General features: G+C 74.7%; 18 protein-coding genes. 3 read left to right on the forward strand and 15 right to left on the reverse strand.

Annotated elements, in window-relative coordinates; genetic code table 11:
- The first annotated feature begins 21 nt into the window (after positions 1-21).
- Positions 22-594, forward strand: a complete 573-nt coding sequence (locus tag ACZ6Z8_RS17165) for a nucleoside deaminase (RefSeq protein WP_465610494.1) — start codon at positions 22-24, stop codon at positions 592-594.
- A gap of 634 nt (positions 595-1,228) precedes the next feature.
- On the forward strand, positions 1,229-2,515 hold the full coding sequence (locus tag ACZ6Z8_RS17170; protein WP_465610496.1) for a hypothetical protein: 1,287 nt from the start codon (positions 1,229-1,231) through the stop codon (positions 2,513-2,515).
- Here ACZ6Z8_RS17170 and ACZ6Z8_RS17175 read toward each other — a convergent pair.
- The 7 genes from ACZ6Z8_RS17175 to ACZ6Z8_RS17205 all read right to left on the reverse strand — a co-directional run bounded on the left by ACZ6Z8_RS17175 (position 2,499) and on the right by ACZ6Z8_RS17205 (position 10,836).
- On the reverse strand, positions 2,499-4,643 hold the full coding sequence (locus ACZ6Z8_RS17175; RefSeq protein WP_465610498.1) for a tetratricopeptide repeat protein: 2,145 nt from the start codon (positions 4,641-4,643) through the stop codon (positions 2,499-2,501). The two genes, ACZ6Z8_RS17170 and ACZ6Z8_RS17175, sit on opposite strands and share 17 nt — an antisense overlap.
- A 110-nt stretch (positions 4,644-4,753) precedes the next feature.
- Positions 4,754-5,188: an ArsR/SmtB family transcription factor gene (locus ACZ6Z8_RS17180; protein WP_465610500.1), complete on the reverse strand. Its 435-nt coding sequence runs from the start codon at positions 5,186-5,188 to the stop codon at positions 4,754-4,756.
- 209 nt (positions 5,189-5,397) lie between these two features.
- A complete protein-coding gene (locus ACZ6Z8_RS17185; protein WP_033349081.1) occupies positions 5,398-6,054 on the reverse strand; it encodes a LuxR C-terminal-related transcriptional regulator in 657 nt (218 codons plus the stop codon).
- Positions 6,018-7,334, reverse strand: coding sequence for a sensor histidine kinase (locus ACZ6Z8_RS17190; RefSeq protein WP_465610502.1), 1,317 nt, complete (start codon positions 7,332-7,334; stop codon positions 6,018-6,020). The genes ACZ6Z8_RS17185 and ACZ6Z8_RS17190 overlap by 37 nt, the downstream gene beginning before the upstream one ends.
- 56 nt (positions 7,335-7,390) lie before the next feature.
- Positions 7,391-9,391: a hypothetical protein gene (locus ACZ6Z8_RS17195; protein WP_465610504.1), complete on the reverse strand. Its 2,001-nt coding sequence runs from the start codon at positions 9,389-9,391 to the stop codon at positions 7,391-7,393.
- On the reverse strand, positions 9,376-10,152 hold the full coding sequence (locus ACZ6Z8_RS17200; protein ID WP_465610506.1) for an ABC transporter ATP-binding protein: 777 nt from the start codon (positions 10,150-10,152) through the stop codon (positions 9,376-9,378). Before ACZ6Z8_RS17200 ends, ACZ6Z8_RS17195 begins: the two co-directional genes overlap by 16 nt.
- A gap of 183 nt (positions 10,153-10,335) precedes the next feature.
- Positions 10,336-10,836 (reverse strand): protease inhibitor I42 family protein, encoded by a 501-nt coding sequence (locus tag ACZ6Z8_RS17205; protein ID WP_465610508.1) that lies wholly within the window; start codon positions 10,834-10,836, stop codon positions 10,336-10,338.
- A 209-nt stretch (positions 10,837-11,045) separates the two neighbouring features.
- Between ACZ6Z8_RS17205 and ACZ6Z8_RS17210 the strand changes: the two genes are divergently transcribed.
- The gene (locus ACZ6Z8_RS17210) at positions 11,046-11,909 is read left to right on the forward strand and encodes a sigma factor (protein ID WP_465610510.1); all 864 of its coding nucleotides are present in this window, start codon (positions 11,046-11,048) and stop codon (positions 11,907-11,909) included.
- A gap of 243 nt (positions 11,910-12,152) precedes the next feature.
- Here ACZ6Z8_RS17210 and ACZ6Z8_RS17215 read toward each other — a convergent pair whose 3' ends face one another.
- The 8 genes from ACZ6Z8_RS17215 to ACZ6Z8_RS17250 form a co-directional block, all read right to left on the reverse strand.
- Complete coding sequence (locus tag ACZ6Z8_RS17215) at positions 12,153-12,692, reverse strand: phosphatase PAP2 family protein (protein WP_465610512.1); 540 nt, start codon at positions 12,690-12,692, stop codon at positions 12,153-12,155.
- A gap of 77 nt (positions 12,693-12,769) precedes the next feature.
- Positions 12,770-14,125: a diacylglycerol/lipid kinase family protein gene (locus ACZ6Z8_RS17220; RefSeq protein ID WP_465610514.1), complete on the reverse strand. Its 1,356-nt coding sequence runs from the start codon at positions 14,123-14,125 to the stop codon at positions 12,770-12,772.
- Between the two features lie 278 nt (positions 14,126-14,403).
- Positions 14,404-15,234 carry a dimethylargininase gene (gene ddaH, locus ACZ6Z8_RS17225; RefSeq protein WP_465610516.1) on the reverse strand — a complete coding sequence of 277 codons (831 nt, stop codon included), beginning with the start codon at positions 15,232-15,234 and terminating at the stop codon, positions 14,404-14,406.
- A gap of 100 nt (positions 15,235-15,334) precedes the next feature.
- Positions 15,335-16,624 (reverse strand): MFS transporter, encoded by a 1,290-nt coding sequence (locus ACZ6Z8_RS17230; RefSeq protein WP_465610518.1) that lies wholly within the window; start codon positions 16,622-16,624, stop codon positions 15,335-15,337.
- Positions 16,621-17,907 (reverse strand): ATP-grasp domain-containing protein, encoded by a 1,287-nt coding sequence (locus ACZ6Z8_RS17235; RefSeq protein ID WP_465610520.1) that lies wholly within the window; start codon positions 17,905-17,907, stop codon positions 16,621-16,623. Before ACZ6Z8_RS17235 ends, ACZ6Z8_RS17230 begins: the two co-directional genes overlap by 4 nt.
- 43 nt (positions 17,908-17,950) lie before the next feature.
- Entirely contained in the window at positions 17,951-18,802 is an 852-nt protein-coding gene (locus tag ACZ6Z8_RS17240; RefSeq protein WP_465610522.1) for a metallophosphoesterase, read from the reverse strand.
- The gene (locus ACZ6Z8_RS17245; protein WP_465610524.1) at positions 18,792-20,051 is read right to left on the reverse strand and encodes an ATP-grasp domain-containing protein; all 1,260 of its coding nucleotides are present in this window, start codon (positions 20,049-20,051) and stop codon (positions 18,792-18,794) included. Before ACZ6Z8_RS17245 ends, ACZ6Z8_RS17240 begins: the two co-directional genes overlap by 11 nt.
- Before the next feature lie 33 nt (positions 20,052-20,084).
- A partial coding sequence (locus tag ACZ6Z8_RS17250) for a CTP synthase (RefSeq protein WP_465610526.1) occupies positions 20,085-21,413 on the reverse strand: 1,329 nt, incomplete at its 5' end.

Below are 21,413 nucleotides of genomic sequence, written 5' to 3' on the forward strand. Positions count from 1 at the left end.
CAGCCCGAGGGAGAACCGGCAGTGTTGAACAGGCGTCACTTCCTGGGAACGGTCGGTGCGGCAGGGCTGGTGCTGCCGACCGCGACCCCCGCCGCGGCCTCCCACGACCACGAGCGCTTCATGGCCGCGGCCATCGAGGAGGGCCGCAAGGACGAGCGCTACCCGTTCGGCGCCGTCATCGTCCGCGCGGACCGGGTGGTGGCCCGGGGCACCGCCTCGGCGGACAGCCCGGTCCAGCACGGCGAGATCGTCGCCATCGAGGACTACGGCCGTCCCTACGGCAGCCCCGAATGGGCCGGCACCGCCCTCTACACCACCGCCGAACCGTGCCCCATGTGCATGAGCGCCTGCGCCTGGGCCGGCATCGCCCGGGTCGTCTGGGGAACCTCCATCGAAGGCCTGCGCCGCACCGGCATCGACCAGATCGACCTGTCGGCGACCGCCGTCGCCGAGGCCGCCAAGTCCTTCTACCACCCGCAACTGCTGCTCGGCGGCGTCCTCGCCGACCGCACCGACGAACTGTTCCGCCGCGCCCAGGTCCTCCGCGACGGCGGTGACGGGGAGGACTCCTGGCGGCGCGGCGTGCGCCCGTGATCGCTAAGCTTCCCGGGGCGGGGGACGACGGGCTGGAACGACGGGCTGGAACGGCGGACTGGAACGGCGGGCTGGTACGACGGGCGACGGGCAGGGAGGGCGGCGGCTTGCGGGACGGGTGGATCCGGGTGCCGGTCGGTGGCGACGCCGACCGGTGGGCGACGCGCGGCGGGTGCCGGCGGGTGCTGCTGATCGTGCACAACGTGACCTCGGCGACCCGGCTGCTCGACGTGGTCGGCCTGTTCCGGGACGACCTGCGGGTGCAGCTGCTGGCCACCTGCCCGGGAACGTCGCCGTTCCGCTCCGGAACCTCCGAACTGCTGGCGGCGCTCGGCGTTCCCGTACTGCCCTGGGAGCAGGCGCTGGACATCGGGGCGGACCTGGCGATCTCGGCCAGCTTCGGCGGTCAACTGCAAGCGGTCAAGGGACAGTTGGCGGTGCTCTCGCACGGGGTTGGCTACAATAAGAGGCTGGCCACACCGGACACCGGACACCGGACACCGGACACCGGACACCGGACACCGGACACCGGGCGCCTTCTGCCCTCGGCGCCGGCGGCTCCGGCGCCGACCCCGTCTTCGGGCTGTCGCCCGAGTGGGCACTCGCCGCGGACGGCGCGCCCGTCGCCGATGCCATGGTGCTGTCCCACCCCACCCAGCTCGACCGGCTGCGGGCGTCCTGTCCGGAGGCGGCCGGCACGGCGGTGCTCGGCGGTGATCCGTGCTTCGACCGGATCCTGGCCGCCCGCCCCCGCCGGGAGGCGTTCCGCCGGGCACTGGGCGTCCGCCCGGGCCAGCGCCTCGTCCTGCTGAACTCGACCTGGAACCCCACCTCCCTGTTCGGCGACGGCGGTGCGCACGACGCACCGGGCGGCCGTGACGCCCGTGACACGCCGGAAGGCGAACCATCGGACGTACTGCCGCTCCTCCTGTCACGCCTGCCCGAGCTGCCGGTCGACGAGTACCGGATCGCCGCCGTCCTGCACCCCAACGTCTGGCACGGCCACGGCCCCGGGCAGATCCGGCTGTGGCTGGACGGCGCCGCCCGGGCGGGCCTGACCCTCGTCGATCCGGTGAGGGACTGGCGGCAGGCGCTGATCGCCGCCGACGCCGTCCTCGGCGACTTCGGCTCGGTCAGCTACTACGCCGCGGCGATCGGCACCCCGGTGCTGGTCGCCGCGCCCGGCCTCACCGTCCTCGAACAGTCCTCGCAGGTCGCCGAGTTCGTCCGCGAGGCACCCCGGCTGGACCCGTACGGCCCACTGCGCCCGCAGCTCGACGCCGTCCTCGCGGACGGCCGTGTCCCGACCGGACCGGCGACCCTCACCACGTCCTGTCCCGGCGAGTCCGCCGACCGCCTGCGGGCGCTGTTCTACCGGCTGATCGGCATCCCCGAGCCGGCCGCGCCCGCGCTGCTGGACCCGCTTCCGCTGCCCGCCCACCAGCCGGCCCTGGTCACGGCGCCGCTGCGGGTGCTCACCGAGGTGGTGGACGGAACGGTGACGCTGCGCCGGTTCGCCGCCGCCCGGTACGAGCCGGACGGCCCCGGCGACGGCCACCTGGCGGTGCACGAGGACACCCTCGACCCCGGCGCACTCGACCTGGCCGACCTGATCCTCCAGCACACCCCGCCCGGCCGCCCCGACGACCCTCGGCTCGGCCCGCCCCGCCAGTGGGCGGCCGAGGTGCTGGGCCGTCACCGCTCCTGCGCGCTGGCCGCCCTGATCACCGGCCCGGACGCCTGCACGGTGGTCGAACGCACCGGCCGCGCCTGGGAGTTGGCCGGTTTCGGCCTCGACCCCGCCGCGGCCGCCTCCGCCCTGCTGGCCTGGCGGGCCGCGCACAGCGGCCGGGAGCCCGCCGAGCTGGCGGTATGCAGCGGCGGGGCCGTCCACCGGGTGGCGGTCACTCCGTCCCGTTGACGCACAGCGAGCGCAGCACCGCCAGCGGCGCCAGGTGGAACGTCGCGCCCTGCCGCTCCAGCAGGGTGCCCGCCTCGTCCAGCAGCGGCAGCGCCTGCGGGCCGTGGCCCTGCTCGATCAGCACCTGCGCGAGGTCGGTGAGCGCCCGGGCGGTGTTGTAGCCCTCGCCGGTGCCCCGGAAGAACACCACCGACTCCTCCAGCGCGGCCCGCGCCGGGCCGAAGCGCCCGAGGCCGCGCAGCGCCCGGCCCCGGTGGCGGCCCAACAGGGCGCGGGCGCGCGGCAGATCGGCACTGCCCTCGCCCTCCGGACCGATGCCGTCGAGCAGGCCGACGGCCCGGTCGAAGCAGTCCAGGGCCTCGGCGTAGCGCCACTGCCGCAGCCGCAGCAGTCCCAGCGATTCGACGGCGGTGGCCTGGCCGCGCAGGTGGCCGTCCTTCTCCTCGGCCTCCGCCGCCAGCAGCAGGTGCCGCTCGGCCTCCTGGTACTCCTGCAACTCGACCAGGGCGAGGGCGAGTTGGCCGTGCATCCGGCCGGCGACGCGCGAGGCCGTCCCGGGCGCGGCGGCGGCCCGGGCGCCGGCCCGCAGGGCGGGCAGCAGTTCGTCGTGCCGGCCCGCCTTGAGCTGGACGGCCCACAGCGCCTCGACGAGCTGGCAGACCAGCTCGGGCGCGGCGAACTCCTCGGCGGCGCGGACGGCTTCGACCAGGTTGGGCAGTTCGGCGCCGAGCGCGGCGAGCGCCTGCGCCTCGTCCGGGTAGCCGTTCGGACCGAGGACGGCGTACAGCGGGCCGAGGTGCCAACGCTGCGGCAGCGCGGCGCAGTCGGCGGCGACGGCGAGGCGCAGCAGCGCGTCAACGGTGCGGGTGACGGCGGCGGCGCACGCGGCGAGCCCGTCCTCGCGCACGGCCAGGGCCTCGGCGTGCCGGCGGACGACCGGGCGGTAGTGGTGCCGGCCGTCGACGGCGGTCTCCAGCAGTCCGGCGTCGGCGAGTTCGGCGAGCGCGGCGGCGGCGTCCGGCTCGGCGAGACCGGTGGCGGCCGCGGCGACCCGCGCGGTCAGCCCCGGCCAGGGGCGCAGGGCGCAGCGGCGGTAGGCGAGGGCGGCGTCCGGCGGGAGCTGCCGGTAGCGGTCCTCGGCGGCGGCCTCGGCCGGATCGGTCGGGGCGGCCGGCTGTGTGGTGGACGCGGATCCGGCGAGCGCGGCCTCGGCGAGGCCGGGGGCGACGGCGCGCAGCGCGAACGGGTAGCCGGCGCAGCGCTCCAGAACGCCGGGCAGGGCGGCCCGGGCGGCGGTGACGGCCTGCTTGCCCGCGACCTCGGTGAGCAGCCGGCGGGCGTCCTTGTCGGCGAGCGGGCCCACCGGGATGTTCACGGCGTCCAGCCCGGCCAGCGGGCGGCGGGCGGTGATCACGGTGAAGACCCCGGCGGCGGAGGTGAGCAGCGGCCGGAGCTGGGCGGCCGAGTGGGCGTGGTCGAGCACGACCAGCAGGCGGCGGGTGGCCAGCAGGGCGCCGAACAGGTCCGCGCGGTCCTCGACGGTGGCGGGCAGGTGCTCGGCGGGCACGCCCAGGCGGTGCAGGAAGCGGCGCAGTACGGTCGACGGATCGGCGGCGCCCTGCGGCCCGGCGGCGCGCAGGTCGGCGTAGAGCTGGCCGTCCGGGAAGCGGGCGGCCTCGCGGCTGCCCCAGTGGATCGCCACCGCGCTGGTGCCGATGCCGTCCGGCCCGTGCAGCAGCGCCTGCCGGGGCCGGCCGTCCGGCTTGCGGCCGCCCTCCTTGTCGAGGGCGGCGAGCGGGCCCTTGCGGTCGGTGAAGTAGCGGGTGGAGGCGGGCAACAGGCGCGGCACCGCGTCCGCCCCGCCGGACGGGGCGCCGGACGGCACGCCGCTCATCCAGGCGGCCAGCGCACGGGCCTGCGCCGGATCGCGGCGGGCCCCCTCGACGAGCAGCCGGGCGACGGCCTCCCGCTCGGTGGCCCCGGCGGGCGCCGTGACCTGGCGCCCGGTGGCCCGCTGAACCAGCCCGCCGAACGCCTCCCACGCCCACTTGCCGGCCTCCCCGGCCATCGACGAACTGACCGCCCCCAACACACCCGAGACCGCCGAGATCGACAGCGGATCGACCATGCCCCCACCACCCCCAGCACCACGCGCGGCAGGCTCCGCCCTCCGCCTCCGTCCCTGACCCGCCCAACGGTAGCGTCTCGGCCGCCCGCCTTCGGCCCGATGACGGATCGTCAGGCAGGCTGATCGGTCACGGGCCGACGGCGCACTCCGCGGACGGCCCGGGCGGCGCGGGCGAACGGCTGCTCCACGGTCGCGGCGGCCGGGGCCGTGGCGTGGTCCCCGTCGCGGTCGCCGCCCCGCACCGGCAGGTCGTTCGCGATCACGGCGGCCTCGGTCAGCAGGCCGCGCACCTCGGTGGCCCGGTAGAAGATCCGCGTCCCCTCGCGGCGGGCCACCACCAGACCCGCTGCCCGGAGCTTCGCCAGGTGCTGGGAGGTCGCGGCCACATGGGCACCCAGCAACGCGGCCAGCTCGCTGACCGGCAGCTCCCGCCGGCTCAGCGCCCACAGCAGCCGGTACCGCGACGGATCCGCCACCGCCTTCAGCACCGCCACCGCCCGCTCGGCCGCCTCGCCGTCCCAGGCCTCTTCCTCCGCACCACCCATACCCCGATCGTACCGACGCCCCCACCCACCCGACCCCGCACAGGAAGTCGACCGGGCCGACTTCCTGTGCCGGCCCACACCCGCTCGGGGAGGCCGGGGCCGGGGCCGGGGGCAGGCCATGCCCTCCGACGCCCTGTGCGAGACCCGGGCCGGACAGCTTCGTGCGGCGAGAGGTCGGGGCGGCGGTAGGGCGGGCCTGGGCTGGGGGTCTACGGCTGGCGGGTGCCGTCGAGGTAGGCGAGGACGGCGAGGACGCGGCGGTTGTCGTCGTCGGAGGCGCCGAGGCCGAGTTTGGCGAAGATGTTGGAGGTGTGCTTGCTGACCGCGCCCTCGCTGAAGTGGAGGCGTTGGGCGATGGCCGCGTTGGAGCGGCCCTCGGCCATCATCGCGAGGACGTCGCGTTCGCGCGGGGTGAGCATCGCGAGGGGCTCGTCGTAGGCGTTGCGGGCGAGGAGGCGGGTGATGACCTGGGGGTCCATGACGGTGCCGCCCGCGGCGACGGTGTGGACGGCGTCCACGAACTGGTCGGCCTTGGAGACCCGGTCCTTGAGCAGGTAGCCGACGCCTCCGGCACCGTCGGCGATCAGTTCGCGGGCGTAGAGCTGTTCGACGTGCTGGGAGAGGACCAGGACGGGCAGGCCGGGCTGTTCGCGGCGGGCGGCGAGCGCGACCTGGAGCCCCTCGTCGGAGTAGGTGGGCGGCAGCCGGACGTCGACCACGGCGATGTCCGGACGGTGTTCGGCGAGGGCGGCGGCCAGTTCGGGCCCGCTCTCCACCGCGGCGACGATGTCGTGGCCGTGGGCGCTCAGCAGCAGTTCCAGTCCGTCCCTCAGCAGGACGAGGTCCTCGGCGAGGACAACGCGCACGGCAGCTCCATGATCAGCCTGGTCGGGCCCCCCGGGGGGCTGGTCAGCGTGAGCGTACCGTCGAACACCGCCAGTCTGCGCCGGATGCCCCGCAGGCCGCTGCCGCCGGCGGGATCGGCGCCGCCCCGGCCGTCGTCGGTCACCTCGGCACGCAGCAGTCCGGCGGCGTGGGTGAGTTCCACCGTGGCATGCCGGGCGTCGCCGTGCTTGACCGCGTTGGTGAGCGCCTCGCTGACGGCGAAGTACACCGCCGACTCCACCGGCGCCTCGGCCCGGCCCGGCAGTTCGGCCCGTACCTCGACCTTCAGCGGCACGTCCAGCGCGAGCGCCCGCACCCCTTCGGCGAGGCCGCGTTCGGCTAGCACCGGCGGGTGGATGCCCCGCACCAGGTCGCGCAGTTCCTGCAGTGCCTGGGTGACGTTCTCCTGGGCGTCCGTCACCACCTGCTTCGCCTTCTCCGGGTCGCCGTCGATCAGCGGCACGACCGCGCCGAGCCGGAGGCTGACCGCGACCAGCCGGGCCTGGGCGCCGTCGTGCAGGTCCCGTTCGATCCGGCGCAGTTCGGCGGCCTGGGCCTCGGTGGCGTCCAGCCGGATCTCGGTGAGCTGCTCGACCCGCTGGGCGAGCCGGGAGCGTTCGGTGGGCCCGAGCAGGGTGCGGGTCCACCGGCCGTGCAGGTGCAGGGCGGGTTGGGCGAGGGCGAGCCCGGCGGGGACGAGGACGAGTCCCAGCAGCGGGCCGAGGAGGCCGGGCAGCGGCAACAGGCCGTAACCGGGGCCGGGTTGGGGCAGGACGGGCTGCGCCAGCCCGTACAGGCCGTAGCCGACCAGCAGCGGGGGTGCGGCCGCGACGGCGCCGCCGACCAGCGGGTCGGCGAGCAGCCAGCCGGCGTCGCGCCAGGTCGCCGGGTCGTTCCAGAGCCAGCGCAGGGTGCGGGCGAAGGACGCGAACCTGCGGTTCTTGTGGTAGTCGTGGCCGGTCCAGAACCAGCCGTGCAGGGTGCGTTCCAGCGGCGGGAGCGGCACGTACGGCACCGGTACGGGCACCTGCGACCAGTGGCCGGAGGCCCACCGGGCGGCGCCGGCGAGGGTGCGGACCAGCCTGGTGACCGCCGGGAACAGCGGGAACATCCCGAGGCAGCCCCAGAGCAGGAACGAGACCAGGTAGAGCACGGCCAGCACCGCCCCGACCGGGACGAGGAGCGTGAGGACGGCGAGGCGCCCGAGCGCCCGTACGGCGTCGCGCAGCGCCTCCGCGCCTCGGGACTGCAGGGTGCTCACGGGACCTCCGGTCGGATCGGATGCTGGACGATCATGATGGCAGCGGGCCCCGTTCACTAGTCCCCGGTGGCGGCGTGCTTGGCGCGGATCAGCCGGTACACGCCGAACAGGCAGACCGAGCCCAGCAGGATGAACCCCGCCGCCACCGGCACCTGCCAGCCCTGCGGCAGGTACAGGGCCAGGAACCAGCTCCGGTTCGCCGGTGCGAGCAGCGACATCCCCAGCGCCACCCCGCCCTGCGGGGCGACGCAGAGCATCCCGACCGTCACCAGCAGCCCGGCGCGCGCCGTCCGGCGGCGGGACAGGGCGTTCAGCCGGTCCTGCCGCTCCTGCTCCTCGGGCGAGCGGGCCGGCTCCGTCCCCTGCCGCCGCACGCCCTTGCGCATCACGTCGAGCAGCTCCGGCCCCCGGGTCTCCAGCCGGTGCCGGGCCGCCCGGCCGAGCCACCAGGCGTACAGCAGCCCGGTACCGACGCCGACCGCCGTCCCCGCCCACCGCAGCGGCGCGCTGTCCAGCAGGGTGCCGGCCAGGACGACCCCGGCCGCGGGCAGGGCGGCGGCGAGCTGGAGCAGCAGCACGGCCAGGCTCTGCATCCGGGCCTGGTCGCCGCTCTCGTCGCTGAAGCCGTCCAGCGGGTTGCCGCCGGGCAGGTCCGGGAACGGTGCCGGGCCGAGCAGGGACATCAGCGGGGTCAGGCCCGCCCCGGCGCCGAGCACGGCGGGCAGGGTCGCGAGCAGCCAGGGCCACGCCCGGCCGTGGGGGACGGCGAGGGTGGCGGCCACGGTGAGCAGCAGGGCGGCCGGGCCGATCACCAGCAGCCAGGCCCACTGCCGGGCCCGGACGTCGATCCGCTCGGCGCCGGGGGCGACCAGGGTCAGCCACAGGGCGCCGGCGTCCAGGCCGTACAGGCTGGAGCCGAGCGCGCCGGCGTACAGCGCGAGGACGACACCGCTCCACGGCAGCACGGCGGAGAAGCCGCCGAGCATCGGCAGCAGACCGGTGAACAGGCCGGTCCACAGGGCGATCCGCAGGAACCGGGCCCGGCGCGGGTCGCGCGCCCACAGCCGCAGCTCCTTGCCGAGGACGGCGCCCGCGGGGCTGTCCGGGACGGCCCGCAGCCGGGCGCTCCGACGGACGGCGCCACGGCGGGCGGCGCCACCGCGGGCGGCATCACGGCGGCGGGCGGCGACCCGGCTGCCGCCCGCGGTGCCGCGCACCAGCCGGCGGGAGAGCAGGGCCGTCCAGGCGGCGAAGAGCAGCGCGCAGAGGCCGAGCAGTCCGCCGAGGCAGGCGCCGGCCAGGGCCCAGTCGGAGCGCCGGGCGGCGTCCACGGCGACCACCGACCAGCCGGACGGCAGAGCGCGGACCACCGTGCCGAGCACGGGCGCCCCGTGGCCGCCGAGCAGCTTGAAGAAGAAGGCGAGACCGAACCAGCCGGTGTTGAGGAACCCGCAGACCAGCCCGACCAGCAGCGCGGACAGCTCCCAGCCGAGCCGCGAACGGGCGACGCTGCCCAGGCACTGCAGGCTCAGCTTGGCGAGCACCACCACGAGCAGCAGTTGGAGCAACGTGGCGGGGACGGCGACCAGCGCGGGCAGCAGCCCCAGCCCGGCGCCGAACACGATCAGCACCGAGAAGGCGATCAGGCCGACCAGCGGGGTGATGCCGACGAACGAGGCGGCCAGCAGGCCGAGGGCGAGCCGGCGCGGGGGCTGCGGCACCAGCGTGAAGTAGGACAGCCGCAGGGTCGGGTCGCCGCCGGTGAGGGTCGGGCCGAGCGCCCAGCCGACGGTCCAGACCAGCAGCACCAGGGCGATGGTGCCGACCCCGGCCTCCGGGACGGGGAAGTCCACCAGCCCCAGCAGGGCGGTCCCGACGGCCGCCAGGACGCCGCACACACCCCCGGCGATCAGGCTCGCCGCCCGGGGGCCGGACATCGACCGGCGCAGGACGGCCAGCTTCATCCCGGTCAGGACGACTGCGGCGTTCAGGACAGCTGCGGGGTTCAGGACGGCTGCGGGCTTCAGGGCACCCGCGCGATTCAGGACGCCAGCCACGACAGCCCCTCCTCCCCACCCGTACGGCCGCCGACCAGCTCGACGAAGACCTCCTCCAGCCCCCGCCCCGCCCGCACCTCGTCCACCGGTCCGGCCGCCAGCACCCGGCCCGCAGCGATCACGCCGACGTGGTCGCAGAGCTGCTCGACCAGGGCCATCACATGGCTGGAGAACACGACCGAGCCGCCGGCGGCGACGAAGCGCTTCAGAATGACCCGGATCGTCGCCGCCGACACCGGGTCGACGGCCTCGAAGGGCTCGTCCAGCACCAGCAGCCGGGGGGCGTGCAGGAGTGCCGTCGCCAGACCGATCTTCTTGCGCATCCCGGTGGAGTAGTCGATCACCGGGGTCCGCCCGGCCTCGTCCAGCTCCAGGACGGCCAGCAGCTCCTCGGCCCGGGCGTCCACGGTCGCGCCCGGCAGTCCGCGCAACCGGCCCAGGTAGTGCAGCAGTTCGGGCCCGGTGAGCCGCTCGGGCAGCATCATGCCGTCCGGCAGCACCCCGACCAGCGCCTTGGCCCGCACCGGGTCGCTCCACACGTCGATCCCGAAGACGGCCGAACTCCCGGCGTCCGGCCGCAGCAGGCCGACCGCCATCGACAGCGCCGTCGTCTTCCCCGCCCCGTTCGGACCGACCAGCCCGTAGAACGAACCGCTCGGCACCACCAGGTCAACCCCGTCCACGGCGGTGTGCGCCCCGAACCGCTTCCGCAGCCCCACCAGCCGCAGCGCGGGCGCCCCCTCCGCCACCGTTCCCTGCACAACGCCCTCCCCGAACCCGATCCCTGACGCCCGCCCCGTCCCGGGGCGGCTCGTGATCGAATCTAGGCACCGCAGACCAGCGGCAGAATCCAGCTGCACCCCGGCTTGGGGGTGGGCCTGGACCCACCCCCGTCCGGCAGACGAACGGGAGGTGTCTCGGGGCGGGTCGGCGCGGAGGCGGGCTCAGCCGACCTGGACGGTGAACTGGCGCCTGGTCTGCTCCGGGCCGCCGGAGAACGTCACGCCCTGGGTGTCGCGGTAGCCGACGTGCAGGGTGACGGTGGTCCGGCCGGGCTGCTGGGCGGCGCGGAAGACGAAGTCGTAGTGGCCGCCGGAGTCCGCGCCCATCGCACCGGTCAGGTCCGGCAGGCCGAAGTTCCGGACGTACTCGGCGCCGACGGTCTGCACCACGGCGGGGTCGGGGGCCTGGGCGACGGTCCAGACATCACCCCACGACCGGTGGGCGCTCACCTCGACCGAGAACAACTGCCCCGGTTTGACGACGAGTTCACCCGAGCCGGCGGTGAACACCGTGCCGTGATCGAGCTTCCCGGTGGTCATCCGGTGGATCGCCACCGCACCCGCCGCGCCCGCGACGGCCAGCACGGCGACCACCGCGAGGAGCACCCGGCGCCACGTCCGCTTCCGCGAGCGCGTACCGCCCCCGACGACGTCCGATCCCATGGTCAATCCCCCGATACCCCGTCACGCCGCACAAGATCGCCGGACAGCATAACGACAGCGCCACCGCCTCCGACCGGCGAGGACAGCGGGGCCGGCCCAACGCCACCAGCGCGGCGCGGAATTCCGTCGGCACCACCCGGTGTGATCAACCGCAATCTCCGAGTAAGGTCCAGCCACGACGACGCGCCCCGGGATCGAGGAGTGTGACCGTGCCCGACCATGAGCGGCAGGCAGGCCAGTTCGAGCACCTACGGCCGCGGATGCGTGCTCTCGCCTACCCGCTGCTGGGGTCGCTCGACGAGGCCGAGGAGGCCGTGCGGGAGGCCTGGGCCAGGCTCGACCGGATCAATCCGGAGGAGGTGGCGGACCTGGCCGCCTGGCTGACCGTGGTGACGGGCCGGGTCTGCCTGGACCGGCTGGGCGAGCGCACCGGGCAGGCGGGGCGGCGGGCGGGGCAGGCGGGGCTGCGCCTGCCGGACGCGGTGGTCGAAGCGGACGCGTCCGGCGGCCCCGGCCGAGGCGCCCCGGTCGGCCTCACCCTGCTGGTCGCGCTGGACGCGCTGGCTCCCGCCGAGCGGGTCGCCTTCGTGCTGCAGGACCTGTCGCGGCTGCACGTCGACCAGGTGGCGACCGTCCTGGAGCGGACCACGGCGGACACCCGCAAGCTCACCGAGCAGGCCCGCCGCCTGGTGCAGGAGGCGCGCGAGGCGGACGGCGAGGGCAGCCCGGCCGTGCGCCGCAGGCTGGTCGACGCCTTCTGCACGGCGGTGCTGGACGGCGCCCCGGCGGCAGTGGCGGCCCTCCTGGAACCGGAGGCGGAGCTGCACGCGGACGGCTGGCCCCCGCTCCACGGCGCCCAGCAGGTGGCGGAGCGCGCCGTGACGCTCTGCCAGGACGGACCGGCGTTCACGCCGGTGCTGGTCAGCGGTTCCCCCGGCGCCCTGGTCACCCGCGCCGGCGTGCCGGCCGCCGTGCTGGGCTTCGCCGTCCGCGCGGGCCGGATCAGCCGCGTCCAGCTCCTGCTGGATCCGCGGCGGCCGGCCGCGGTCGACGCCGACGCCCTCGGCCCCTGAGGCCGCCCGCGGACGGCCGGAACGGGTCGGCCCGCGGCGTCCAGCCGTCGGCGCCGGTCCGCGTCGGGCACCAGGTCGACGGGCGGCCGGCCCCTCCACCTGGGCGCGAGGACCACCCGCGGTTGCGACGGCGGGGCGCACCGGCGGCCGAGGAGTTCCTCGCGCCCGTGGCCGTCGACGCCGTCCACCCGGACGGCGTGGTTGTTCGCCGTGCCGATGTCCCCTGACGGCTTCGGCCCCCCTCTAGCGCGCCGGGAACCGCCGCCCCGCGGCGAGTACGGCGCCCGCGCAGGTGCTGCCGAGGAGGGCGCCCGCCAGGACGTCGCCCGGGTAGTGGACGCCGGTGTGGACCCGGGAGTAGCCGACGGCGCAGGCGAGGAGGGTGAGCGGGGTGGCGGTGGCGGGCAGGAGTGTGCCCACCGCGGTGGCCAGGGCGAAGGCCGAGGCGGCGTGGCCGGAGGGGAAGGAGGCCGAGACCGGCATCGGCACGTACCGGTTGCCCACCCCCCGCGCCGCCTCGCGGTCGGGGCGGGGGCGGCGGACCAGGTGCTTGCCGAGGACGTTCGCGGTGAAGGAGGCGACGGCGACGGAGGCCGCGCCGGCCTGTCCGGCGCGGCGCCAGCGGCCGGGGGCGAGGGTGAGGGCCGCCGCGATGGAGAGGTTGATCTTCGAGTGGTCGGCGGCCCGGGACAGCGCCCGCAGGCCCGCGTCGAGGGTGGGCGTGTCGGTCGCCGCGACGGCGGCGTAGACCGCACCGTCGAGCGCCGCGAGGTCGTGCAGCACCGGACCGGCGACACGGCCGACGACACCGGCAGCACGACCGGCAGCACGACCGGCGACACGACCGGCGACCCGTCCGGTCACGAGTGGCCTCCGATCCGGGACGGGCCCGTACGGCCCAGGGCGAGGCGGATGACGTCGCGCCAGTCCAGCCGGTGGGCTCGGGCCTGCTGGGCCGGGTCCGCGCCGGGGCGGTCGCGCGGGACGCGCACCCGCAGGGCGCGGTGCCGCAGCGTGCAGACGACCGGGGTCGACAGGGTGAGCGCCTCGCCGTCGACGGCGACGGGGATCTCGGGGGCGTCGGCGTGCACGGTGACCTGGCGCGCCGACAGCAGCTTCAGTCCGCCGGCCCGCTCGCCGAGCAGGGCGAGTTCGGCGGCCTGGGCGGCGCCGTCGACGCGGATGCCGAGGACGCCCAGCACGCCGCCGTCCAGGCGCGGGCGGCGGCCGAGGTCGACCGGGTCGGGCGCGGCGTACGGGTTGTTGCTGACCAGCAGGGCCTGCGGCGCCTCGATGCGGTGGTCGTCGGCCTGGGCGGTCAGCTGGGCGCCGCCGCCGCCCAGCAGCAGGTCGGGGAGGGCGTCCAGGGCGGTGGCGGCCTTCGCGTCGCGGTACCGGGGGCTCTGCACGATCTGGGCGTAGGCGCCGAAGGAGACGGTGTTGACGAAGGTCCGGTCGCCCACCCGGCCCAGGTCGACGACGAGTTCGACGCCGTCGCGCAGGGCGTCCAGGCAGGTGGCGGGGTCGGCGCGGTCGAGGCCGAGGTCCATCGCGAAGTGGTTGCGGGTGCCGGCGGAGACGACCAGGAACGGCAGGTCGTGCTCGGCGGCGACGGCCGCGACCAGGGCCTGGGTGCCGTCGCCCCCGGCGACGCCGAGCAGGTCGGCGCCCTCGGCGACGGCCCGGCGGGCGAGTTCGGCGACGTCCTGCTGCGGCGAGAGGTCGGAGGTGTCGAGCAGCACGACCCGGGCGCCCAGTTCCTCGGCACGGCGGACCAGGTCGAAGCGTTCGACCTTCCCGCCGCCGGACCTCGGGTTCATGATCAGCACCGGCCGGCGCGGCGGCGGGGCCTCCCGCACCGGCATCGGCCGGGGCGGCCGGGCCGCCCGCAGCGCGGCGCGGGCGCAGCCGAGCCCGGCCAGCCACAGGGCCAGTCCGATCACCGTGAGCAGCAGCACCTCGGCGTCGTAGGCCAGCAGGACGACGCCGACCGGCGCGACGACGGCCAGGGCGGCGCCGGCGATCCGCGGCAGGGCCCGGCGGGTGATCGCCCACCAGGCTCCGGCGGCCGTCAGCACCAGCCCGACGAGTTCGGCGAGCAGCACCAGCAGCCCGTGCGGGCCGGTGAAGACGAGCACCGCCACCGCCGCCGACGCGCACAGCAGTGCGAGCCGCGCGAGCCGGCGCGGCCGGCGCCGGTCCACCACTTCGCTCATCAGCCCACCCTCGTCGGCTCGCCCCTCCGGTTGCCCCCTCCGGTCGACCTTCTTGATCCCTCCGGTTGACCCACCGTAACCGGGCGGCCCGTCCGGGGCGCGCCGAACGGGCCGCAGCGGTCAACGGACGACTCGGCGCGCAGCCGGGTCGGGAGGGGCGGCGGGCCTGGCCGGAATGTCCGAGGAACGGTCGCCGGGTGCACGGAACCGCTGAGGTGCCGACGTCGGACGGCCCACCACCGCCCGTGGGGCGGGGTGGGCCGTCCGAGGTGCGGGGATCAGCGCAGTTCGAGCGTGCAGCACTTGACGCTGCCGCCGGCCTTGAGCAGTTCGGTGAGGTCGACGCCGATCGGCTCGAACCCGCGCTCCCGCAGGCGCGCCTTCAGCTGGACGGCGGCGTCGGGGAGCAGGACGTGGCGGCCGTCCGACAGCGCGTTGAGGCCGAAGACGGCGGCGTCCTCGGCGGTCGCCAGGATCGCGTCGGGGAACAGCTCGCGCAGCACCTCCTGGCTACCGGCGGTGAAGGCCTCCGGGTAGTACATAATCTCGTTCTCCGAGAGCACGGCCAGCGCGGTGTCCAGGTGGTAGAACTCCGGGTTCACCAGGGTGAGGCCGATCACCGGGAGACCGAAGTACTCCTGGGCCTCGGCGTGCGAACGCGGGTCGGTGCGGAAGCCGGTCCCGGCGAGGATCTTCCGGCCGACGACGAGGTAGTCGCCCTCGCCCTCGTTGATGTGCTCGGGCCACAGGACGTCGGTGTACCCGTGCTCGGTGAACCAGGCCAGGTAGGCCGGCCCCTCGGCGGTCCGCTCGACGTGCCGGAACCGGGCGCCGAGCACCCGGCCGTTGACGACCGTGGCGCCGTTGGCCGCGAAGACCATGTCGGGCAGGCCCTGCACGGGCTCGATGACCTCGACGGTGTGGCCGAGGCTCTCGTAGAGGTTCTTGAGCTCGGTCCACTGCGCGAACGCGAGCGAGGTGTCCACCGGCTTGGCCGGGTCCATCCAGGGGTTGATCGAGTACGTCACGTCGAAGTGCTGCGGCGGGCACATCAGGAAGCGCCGAGAAGTTGCGGTGCGGGTGACGGTGGTCGCGTCCTCGTATGACACGGGTTCTCCTCGTGGGGGTTCTTCGGAAACGGCGACGGTGCGGGGTTGCCGCACGGGCGCCGGAGGGGTTTCGGCTTGAGGTCGGGGGTGGTCCGCGGCGTCAGCCGGAGTCGTCCGCGAGTGAGGACGTGGTGCCGACGCGCCCCACCGCGAACCAGGCGGGGATCAGGGCCAGGACCGAGACCGCTCCGGTGATCAGCCAGGCGGTCCGGCCGAGACCGCTCCACAGGGCGACGCCGGCGGCCGGTCCGATGGCCGAGCCGATGCCGAACATCGCGTGGGCGGCGCCCAGGTAGCGCCCGCTGGCCGCGGGCGGGGCCGCGATGGCCGGGTAGGCGAACATCGTCGGGCCCTCGATGATCTCGGCGAGCGTCCACAGCAGGGTGCCGACGACGAAGACGGCGAGCCCGCCCGGCAGGGCGTACAGCGCCATACCGGCGCCGAGCAGACAGAACCCGACGGTCAGGACCGTGCGCACCCGCCAGTTCTGCACGACCTTCGTCATGAGCAGTTCGAAGCAGATGACCACGGCGCCGTTGATCGCGACCATGACGCCGTACCAGAAGGTGCTGAAGCCGGCGTCCCGGACGGCGAGCGGAAGCGTGCTCAGGTACTGGATGTAGACGGCCGCGTTGAGCAGCATCGCCACCAGGTAGGCGACGTACCGCCGATCGCGGAGCACGGCGAGGTAGCTCCCCTTCGGACGCTCCGTGGCGGACACTTCGGACGCCGCGGACGCTGCGGACGCCGCGGCCGCGGCCCGCTCCGGCCCCGCCGGGCCGGAGCCCTCCCGGGGCAGCGCCAGGAGCACGATCACCGCGTAGCCCAGTGCGGCGGCGGCCTCGCCGTAGAACAGCAGGTCGTAGGAGACCGCGACCAGCATGGTGCCGAGCAGCGGCGCGGCGGTGGTGCCGACGTTGAGGGCCAGCCGGTACATCGCCGAGATCATCACCTGGCGGTTCTTGGGGATCAGCTCGGCGATGAACGCCGCGGCCGCCGGGCGGTACACCTGGCTGATCAGGCCTGCCAGCCCGACGGACGCCAGGAGCGCCGGGTACATCCGGACGTGCAGCACCGCGACCAGCAGCACGGCCGTGCCCACCATGCCCAGCAGGATGGTCCGCCGGGCTCCGATCCGGTCGGTGAAGGTGCCGCCGAGCAGCACGCCCAGCACCGACCCGGCGCCGTAGACACCGAGCGCCACCCCGCCCTGGACGTCGCTGAAGCCCCTGCTGGTCATGAACAGCACCAGGAAGACCTGGATGAAGGAGCCGAGCTTGTTGACCAGGACGCCGAAGAGCACGGCCTTCACGGCGAACGGCGACTCCACGAACGTCGCCAGGACTCCTGCCTGGCGGGTGTCGGGTTCGGCGGTGGTGACACCGGTCATGACGCCCCGCCACCGGGCCGGTCGCCGGCGGGCCGCTCGACGATCCGCAGTGCCGCCGCCGCCGCGTCCAGCGCCGTCTCGCACTCCTCGGCCGTCGGCGCCACCGCCGTGGCGAGGGCGATCCGGCCGCTCAGCAGGCCGCGCGGCGGCGGCGAGACGACGTCACCGGGGGCCGCGAGGACGACCGTGCGGTCGATCTGCGGGGGCAGCGCCGAGACGTCGAACTCCACCCGGTCGATCACCGTGTCGTCGTGCTCGACGTAGAGGAAGCGCACGGCCGCCACCAGGTTCCTGTCCGCGACGACCTCCGGCTCGCGGCCGCAGGCCACCGCCGCCGCGACCAGGCCCGGGTCGATGCCGGAGGCGAGCCGGCCCAGGTAGGGGATGAGGTCACCGCCGAGCCGGGCGTTCACCTCGATCACCTTGGCGGTGCCGGAGGGCGACAGCTTGAGCTCGGTGTGGGTCCAGCCGGTGGTGAAACCGAGCGCGGCGTGGACGTCCTGGAGCACGCCGAGGAACTCCGGGTCGGCGAGCAGCGGGTCGTCGTGCGAGACGGTGTGGCCGGTCTCCTCGAAGTACGGTGGGAAGCCGGTGCGCTTGTGGCCGACGAACAGGGGCCGCACCTTGCCGTCGACGATCACCGAGTCGACGCTCACCTCGGGGCCGTCGAGGTACTCCTCGACCAGGACCGCCTGGTCGTAGTCGGGCATGTGCGGCACGGTCGCCTCGTCGGCGAAGTCGAAGCAGGCGGCCATCGCCTCCGCGGAGCGGACCAGGGACACGCCGTAACTGGCCGCCGCCGCACGGGGCTTGACCACGACCGGGTAGCCGATCCGGTCCGCCGCGGCGAGCGCCTCGGCGGCCCCGCCCACGAGCGCGAAGCCCGGCTGCGGCAGGTCGGCCGCGGCCAGGGCGGCCCGGGTCTGGTGCTTGTCACGGCACCGCCAGACCGCGTCCGCGTCGGTGGTCGGCAGGCCCAACTCGGCCGCGACGGCCGCCGCCTGGTGCACCCGGGCCTCGTCCCAGCTCAGCACCCCGTGGACGGGTTCGCGCGCGGCGACGGCCGCCGCCGCCGCGGACACGTGCTCCAGGTCCGTGGTGGGGACGACGGTGCTGCCGGCCAGGTACGGGGTCTCCCAGGTGGGTTCCGTGGTGTTGACCAGGTGGATCCGGTAGCGGGTGCTGATGGTGGCGAGCAGGTACTCGCGGTACTTCTGCGGACCGGTCGATATCAGGAGCAGCAGCGGGGAGGTTCCGGCCGTGTGCTCGCGGGGCGACTTCATGGGTTCTCCAGGTTGGGCGGGGCGGGGACGGGCTCGCGGTGGGTCACGACGGCGCCGACGCGGGCCGGACGTCACCGAGGACGGTTCTCGCGTGGCTGGTCAGCCGTCCGTGCCGCAGCACGTGGAAGGCGAGCGCGGGCGGGGCGTCCAGGGTCTTCCACAGCTGCCCCGGCTCCTGCTCCCAGGGCATGAGCGCGGTCGAGGCGACGCCCGGGGCGCAGACCAGCGGCAGGTCGGCGAAGCTGGTCGCGGCCATCGTGTGGGCGTGACCGCACAGCACCCCGGCGACCTGGGGGTGTCGCCGCAGGACGGCGGCGAACCGGTCCGCCTCGCGCAGCCGGATCCCGTCGATGTACGGCAGGCCGAGTTCCGCCGGCGGGTGGTGCAGGGCGACCAGCGTGGGCCGGTCCGGCGCCTCGGCCAGGGTCTCGTCCAGCCACCGGAGGGTCTGCGGCCGCAGCAGCCCGTCGGCGCGGCCGGGCACGGACGAGTCGCAGAGCACGATCCGGGTGCCGGCGACGTCCCGGACCTGGTCGACCGGCCCGCCGTCCCCGGTCCCGCCCAGGGTCCCGCCCCCGTCCCCGCCTTCGCCCCCGTCGAGCAGGATCCTGCGCAGCGCCTGCCCCTCGTCGTGGTTGCCGGGGCACACGAGCACCGGGAAGCGTTCGTACAGCGGGGCGAGTACCTCCCGCGTCCGTACGTAGTGCTCCTCCGCGCCCCGGTCCGCGATGTCACCGGTGATCAGCACCGCGTCGATCTCGCCCGGCAGTTCCACGAGGTAGCGCACCATCCGCCGGACCCGCTCCTCGGCCCGGGGCCCGTCGTCCAGGTGGAGGTCGCTGAGGTGGGCGAGCACGGTCGGACGGCCGGCGTCGTCCGCCGGGCTAGGCGACATCGTAGAAACCCTCGCCGTCGAGGTAGCGGGCCGTCATGTAGTCGTGGCTCACGATGCCCTCGACCTCGTGCAGGAGGTGGACCAGCATCGGGTAGGTCATGTCGTTGACCGTGCGGGAGACCCGCTCACCGGGCCGGACCTTCAGCAGCAGGTCGTGGTAGCTCTCCAGGGCCTGCAGTTCGGCCAGCCGCGGGTAGCCCAGGAGCTCGCCGGTGTGCGGGGAGACCATGTTGACGCAGACGGCGTGCCGGGCCACCTCGTAGCCGGTCTCCCACCGCGCCAGGAAGGACTCCGGGTCGACGTACGCCGCCACCGTCCACTCCAGCTGGCTCTCCCCGATCGCCGCGCGGGTGAGCAGCGGCAGCATCGCCCCGCACACCCGGGCGCCCGTCTCGACCAGCCGCGGCCCCTGGGGCGTCAGCTTCAGCTCGGTGTGCGCGGGCCCGTTGTGCACCCCGAGGGCGTCCAGCACCTGGCGGGCGTACGCCACCAGCAGCTCCTGCTCGGGGCCCTCACGCACCATCAGCTGCGAGCCGCCGAGGAGGTCGTGCACCCCGTTGACACCGAGGTGCTGGGTCTTCCAGATGTCGCACACGTAGTGCTTGCCGTCGAGGCTCACGGTGTTGACGTAGTACTCGGCGCCCACCAGGTACTCCTGGGCGACCACGGCGTCGTTGTGGTGCCCGGTCGCGCTCTCCATCCCCATCAGGCGTTCGAAGGCGGCGCTGACCTCGTCGGCCGTGTCGCAGAAGGAGACGCCGTCGTTGAGCGCGCTGCGCACCGGCTTCAGGACGACGCGCCGCGGCTGCGGCCCGTACCAGGCCAGCAGGGTGTCCAGGTCGGTGGCGAGGATCTGGTCCGCGGCGGGCACCCCGGCCGCCCGTACGGCCTCGACCATCCGGAACTTGTCGCGCCGGGCGGGGCTCAGGGCGGTGCCGTTGGTGCGCAGGCCGAGCGCCTCGCTGAGGGTGTCGGCCAGCTCGACGCCGATCTCGGCGCCGGCCAGCAGGGCCACCGGCGCGTACGGCTCGATGGCGGCCAGGGTCTTCCCGGTGTCGCCGCCGTGCAGCACGGTGCCGATGAAGTCGTCCGGGTTGAAGGAGGCCGTGAAGACGGCGGGCGGGCTCTCCTGGCTCTGGACGTGCAGGCAGTCGTAGCCCCGGGCGTGGAACAGCGGGGCCAGGTGGCTGGCGGTGGAGTAGGCGTCGACGATGACGACGACGGGGCGGGACTGCGCTGCACTGCTCATGACGGGTCTCCTTGCGTACGGGGTGGGGGCGGGTCAGCCCACGAGGACCGGGTCGGCCGGGGCGGTCCCGGTATCGCTGGCGGTCTTGATCTCGATGGCGGCCTTGACCAGGCCCGCGAACAGCGGGTGCGGGCGGGTCGGACGGGACTTCAGCTCCGGGTGGGCCTGGGTGGCCACCAGGTACGGGTGCACCTCACGCGGGTACTCGACGTACTCCACCAGGTCACCCTTGGGCGACAGACCGGAGAACTGCAGACCCGTCTTCTCCAGGTCCGCCCGGTAGGCGTTGTTCACCTCGTAGCGGTGCCGGTGACGCTCCTCGACGTACTGCTCGCCGCCGTACACCTCACGCACGATCGAACCCTCCGCCAGCTTGGCCGGGTACAGACCCAGGCGCATCGTGCCGCCCAGGTCACCCTTGCCGTCCACGATCGCCAGCTGCTCGGCCATCGTGGAGATCACCGGGTGCTTCGCCGCGGCGTCGAACTCCGTGGAGTTGGCCTCCGGCAGACCCGCCAGATTACGGGCGGCCTCGATCACCACGCACTGCAGACCCAGGCACAGCCCCAGCAGCGGCACCCCGTTCTCCCGCGCGTAGGTGATCGCCCCCACCTTGCCGTTGACACCCCGGTCACCGAACCCGCCCGGGATGCAGATCGCGTCCACATCACCCAGCTGCTCGCGCGCGCCCTCCGCGCTCTCGCAGTCGTCCGAGGTCACCCACTTGATCTCCACCCGCGCGTTGTTCGCGAAACCACCCGCGCGCAGCGCCTCGGTCACCGACAGGTACGCGTCCGGCAGATCGATGTACTTGCCGACCAGCGCCACCTTGACGATGTGCTGCGGCTCGTGGACCCGGCGCAGCAGATCGTCCCACGTGGTCCAGTCCACGTCGCGGAACGGCAGGTCCAGACGGCGCACCACATAGGCGTCCAGACCCTCGCCGTGCAGCACCTTGGGAATGTCGTAGATCGACTTGGCGTCGATGGCCGCGACCACGGCCTCCTCGTCCACGTCGCACATCAGCGAGATCTTGCGCTTGATGGCCTGCGGCACCTCACGGTCGGCGCGCAGCACGATCGCGTCGGGCTGGATACCGATGTTGCGCAGCGCGGCCACCGAGTGCTGGGTCGGCTTGGTCTTCAGCTCACCCGACGGGCCGATGTAGGGCAGCAGGGAGACGTGCACGAAGAACACGTTGTCCCGGCCGACCTCGTGGCGGACCTGACGCACCGCCTCCAGGAACGGCAGCGACTCGATGTCACCGACCGTGCCACCGACCTCGGTGATCACCACATCGACGTCCTCGGTCGCCATCCGGCGGATCCGGGACTTGATCTCGTTGGTGATGTGCGGGATGAC

Source organism: Kitasatospora sp. NPDC101108 (genome assembly GCF_055584725.1).

Bases quoted from the DNA above. Each gene is read 5' to 3' on its own strand.
- ACZ6Z8_RS17235 (WP_465610520.1), bottom strand. From the start codon at position 17,907: ATGAAGTCGCCCCGCGAGCACACGGCCGGAACCTCCCCGCTGCTGCTC.
- ACZ6Z8_RS17245 (WP_465610524.1), bottom strand. From the start codon at position 20,051: ATGAGCAGTGCAGCGCAGTCCCGCCCCGTCGTCGTCATCGTCGACGCC.
- ACZ6Z8_RS17220 (WP_465610514.1), bottom strand. From the start codon at position 14,125: ATGAGCGAAGTGGTGGACCGGCGCCGGCCGCGCCGGCTCGCGCGGCTC.
- ACZ6Z8_RS17180 (WP_465610500.1), bottom strand. From the start codon at position 5,188: ATGGGTGGTGCGGAGGAAGAGGCCTGGGACGGCGAGGCGGCCGAGCGG.
- ACZ6Z8_RS17240 (WP_465610522.1), bottom strand. From the start codon at position 18,802: ATGTCGCCTAGCCCGGCGGACGACGCCGGCCGTCCGACCGTGCTCGCC.
- ACZ6Z8_RS17170 (WP_465610496.1), top strand. From the start codon at position 1,229: ATGGTGCTGTCCCACCCCACCCAGCTCGACCGGCTGCGGGCGTCCTGT.
- ACZ6Z8_RS17230 (WP_465610518.1), bottom strand. From the start codon at position 16,624: ATGACCGGTGTCACCACCGCCGAACCCGACACCCGCCAGGCAGGAGTC.
- ACZ6Z8_RS17175 (WP_465610498.1), bottom strand. From the start codon at position 4,643: ATGGTCGATCCGCTGTCGATCTCGGCGGTCTCGGGTGTGTTGGGGGCG.
- ACZ6Z8_RS17205 (WP_465610508.1), bottom strand. From the start codon at position 10,836: ATGGGATCGGACGTCGTCGGGGGCGGTACGCGCTCGCGGAAGCGGACG.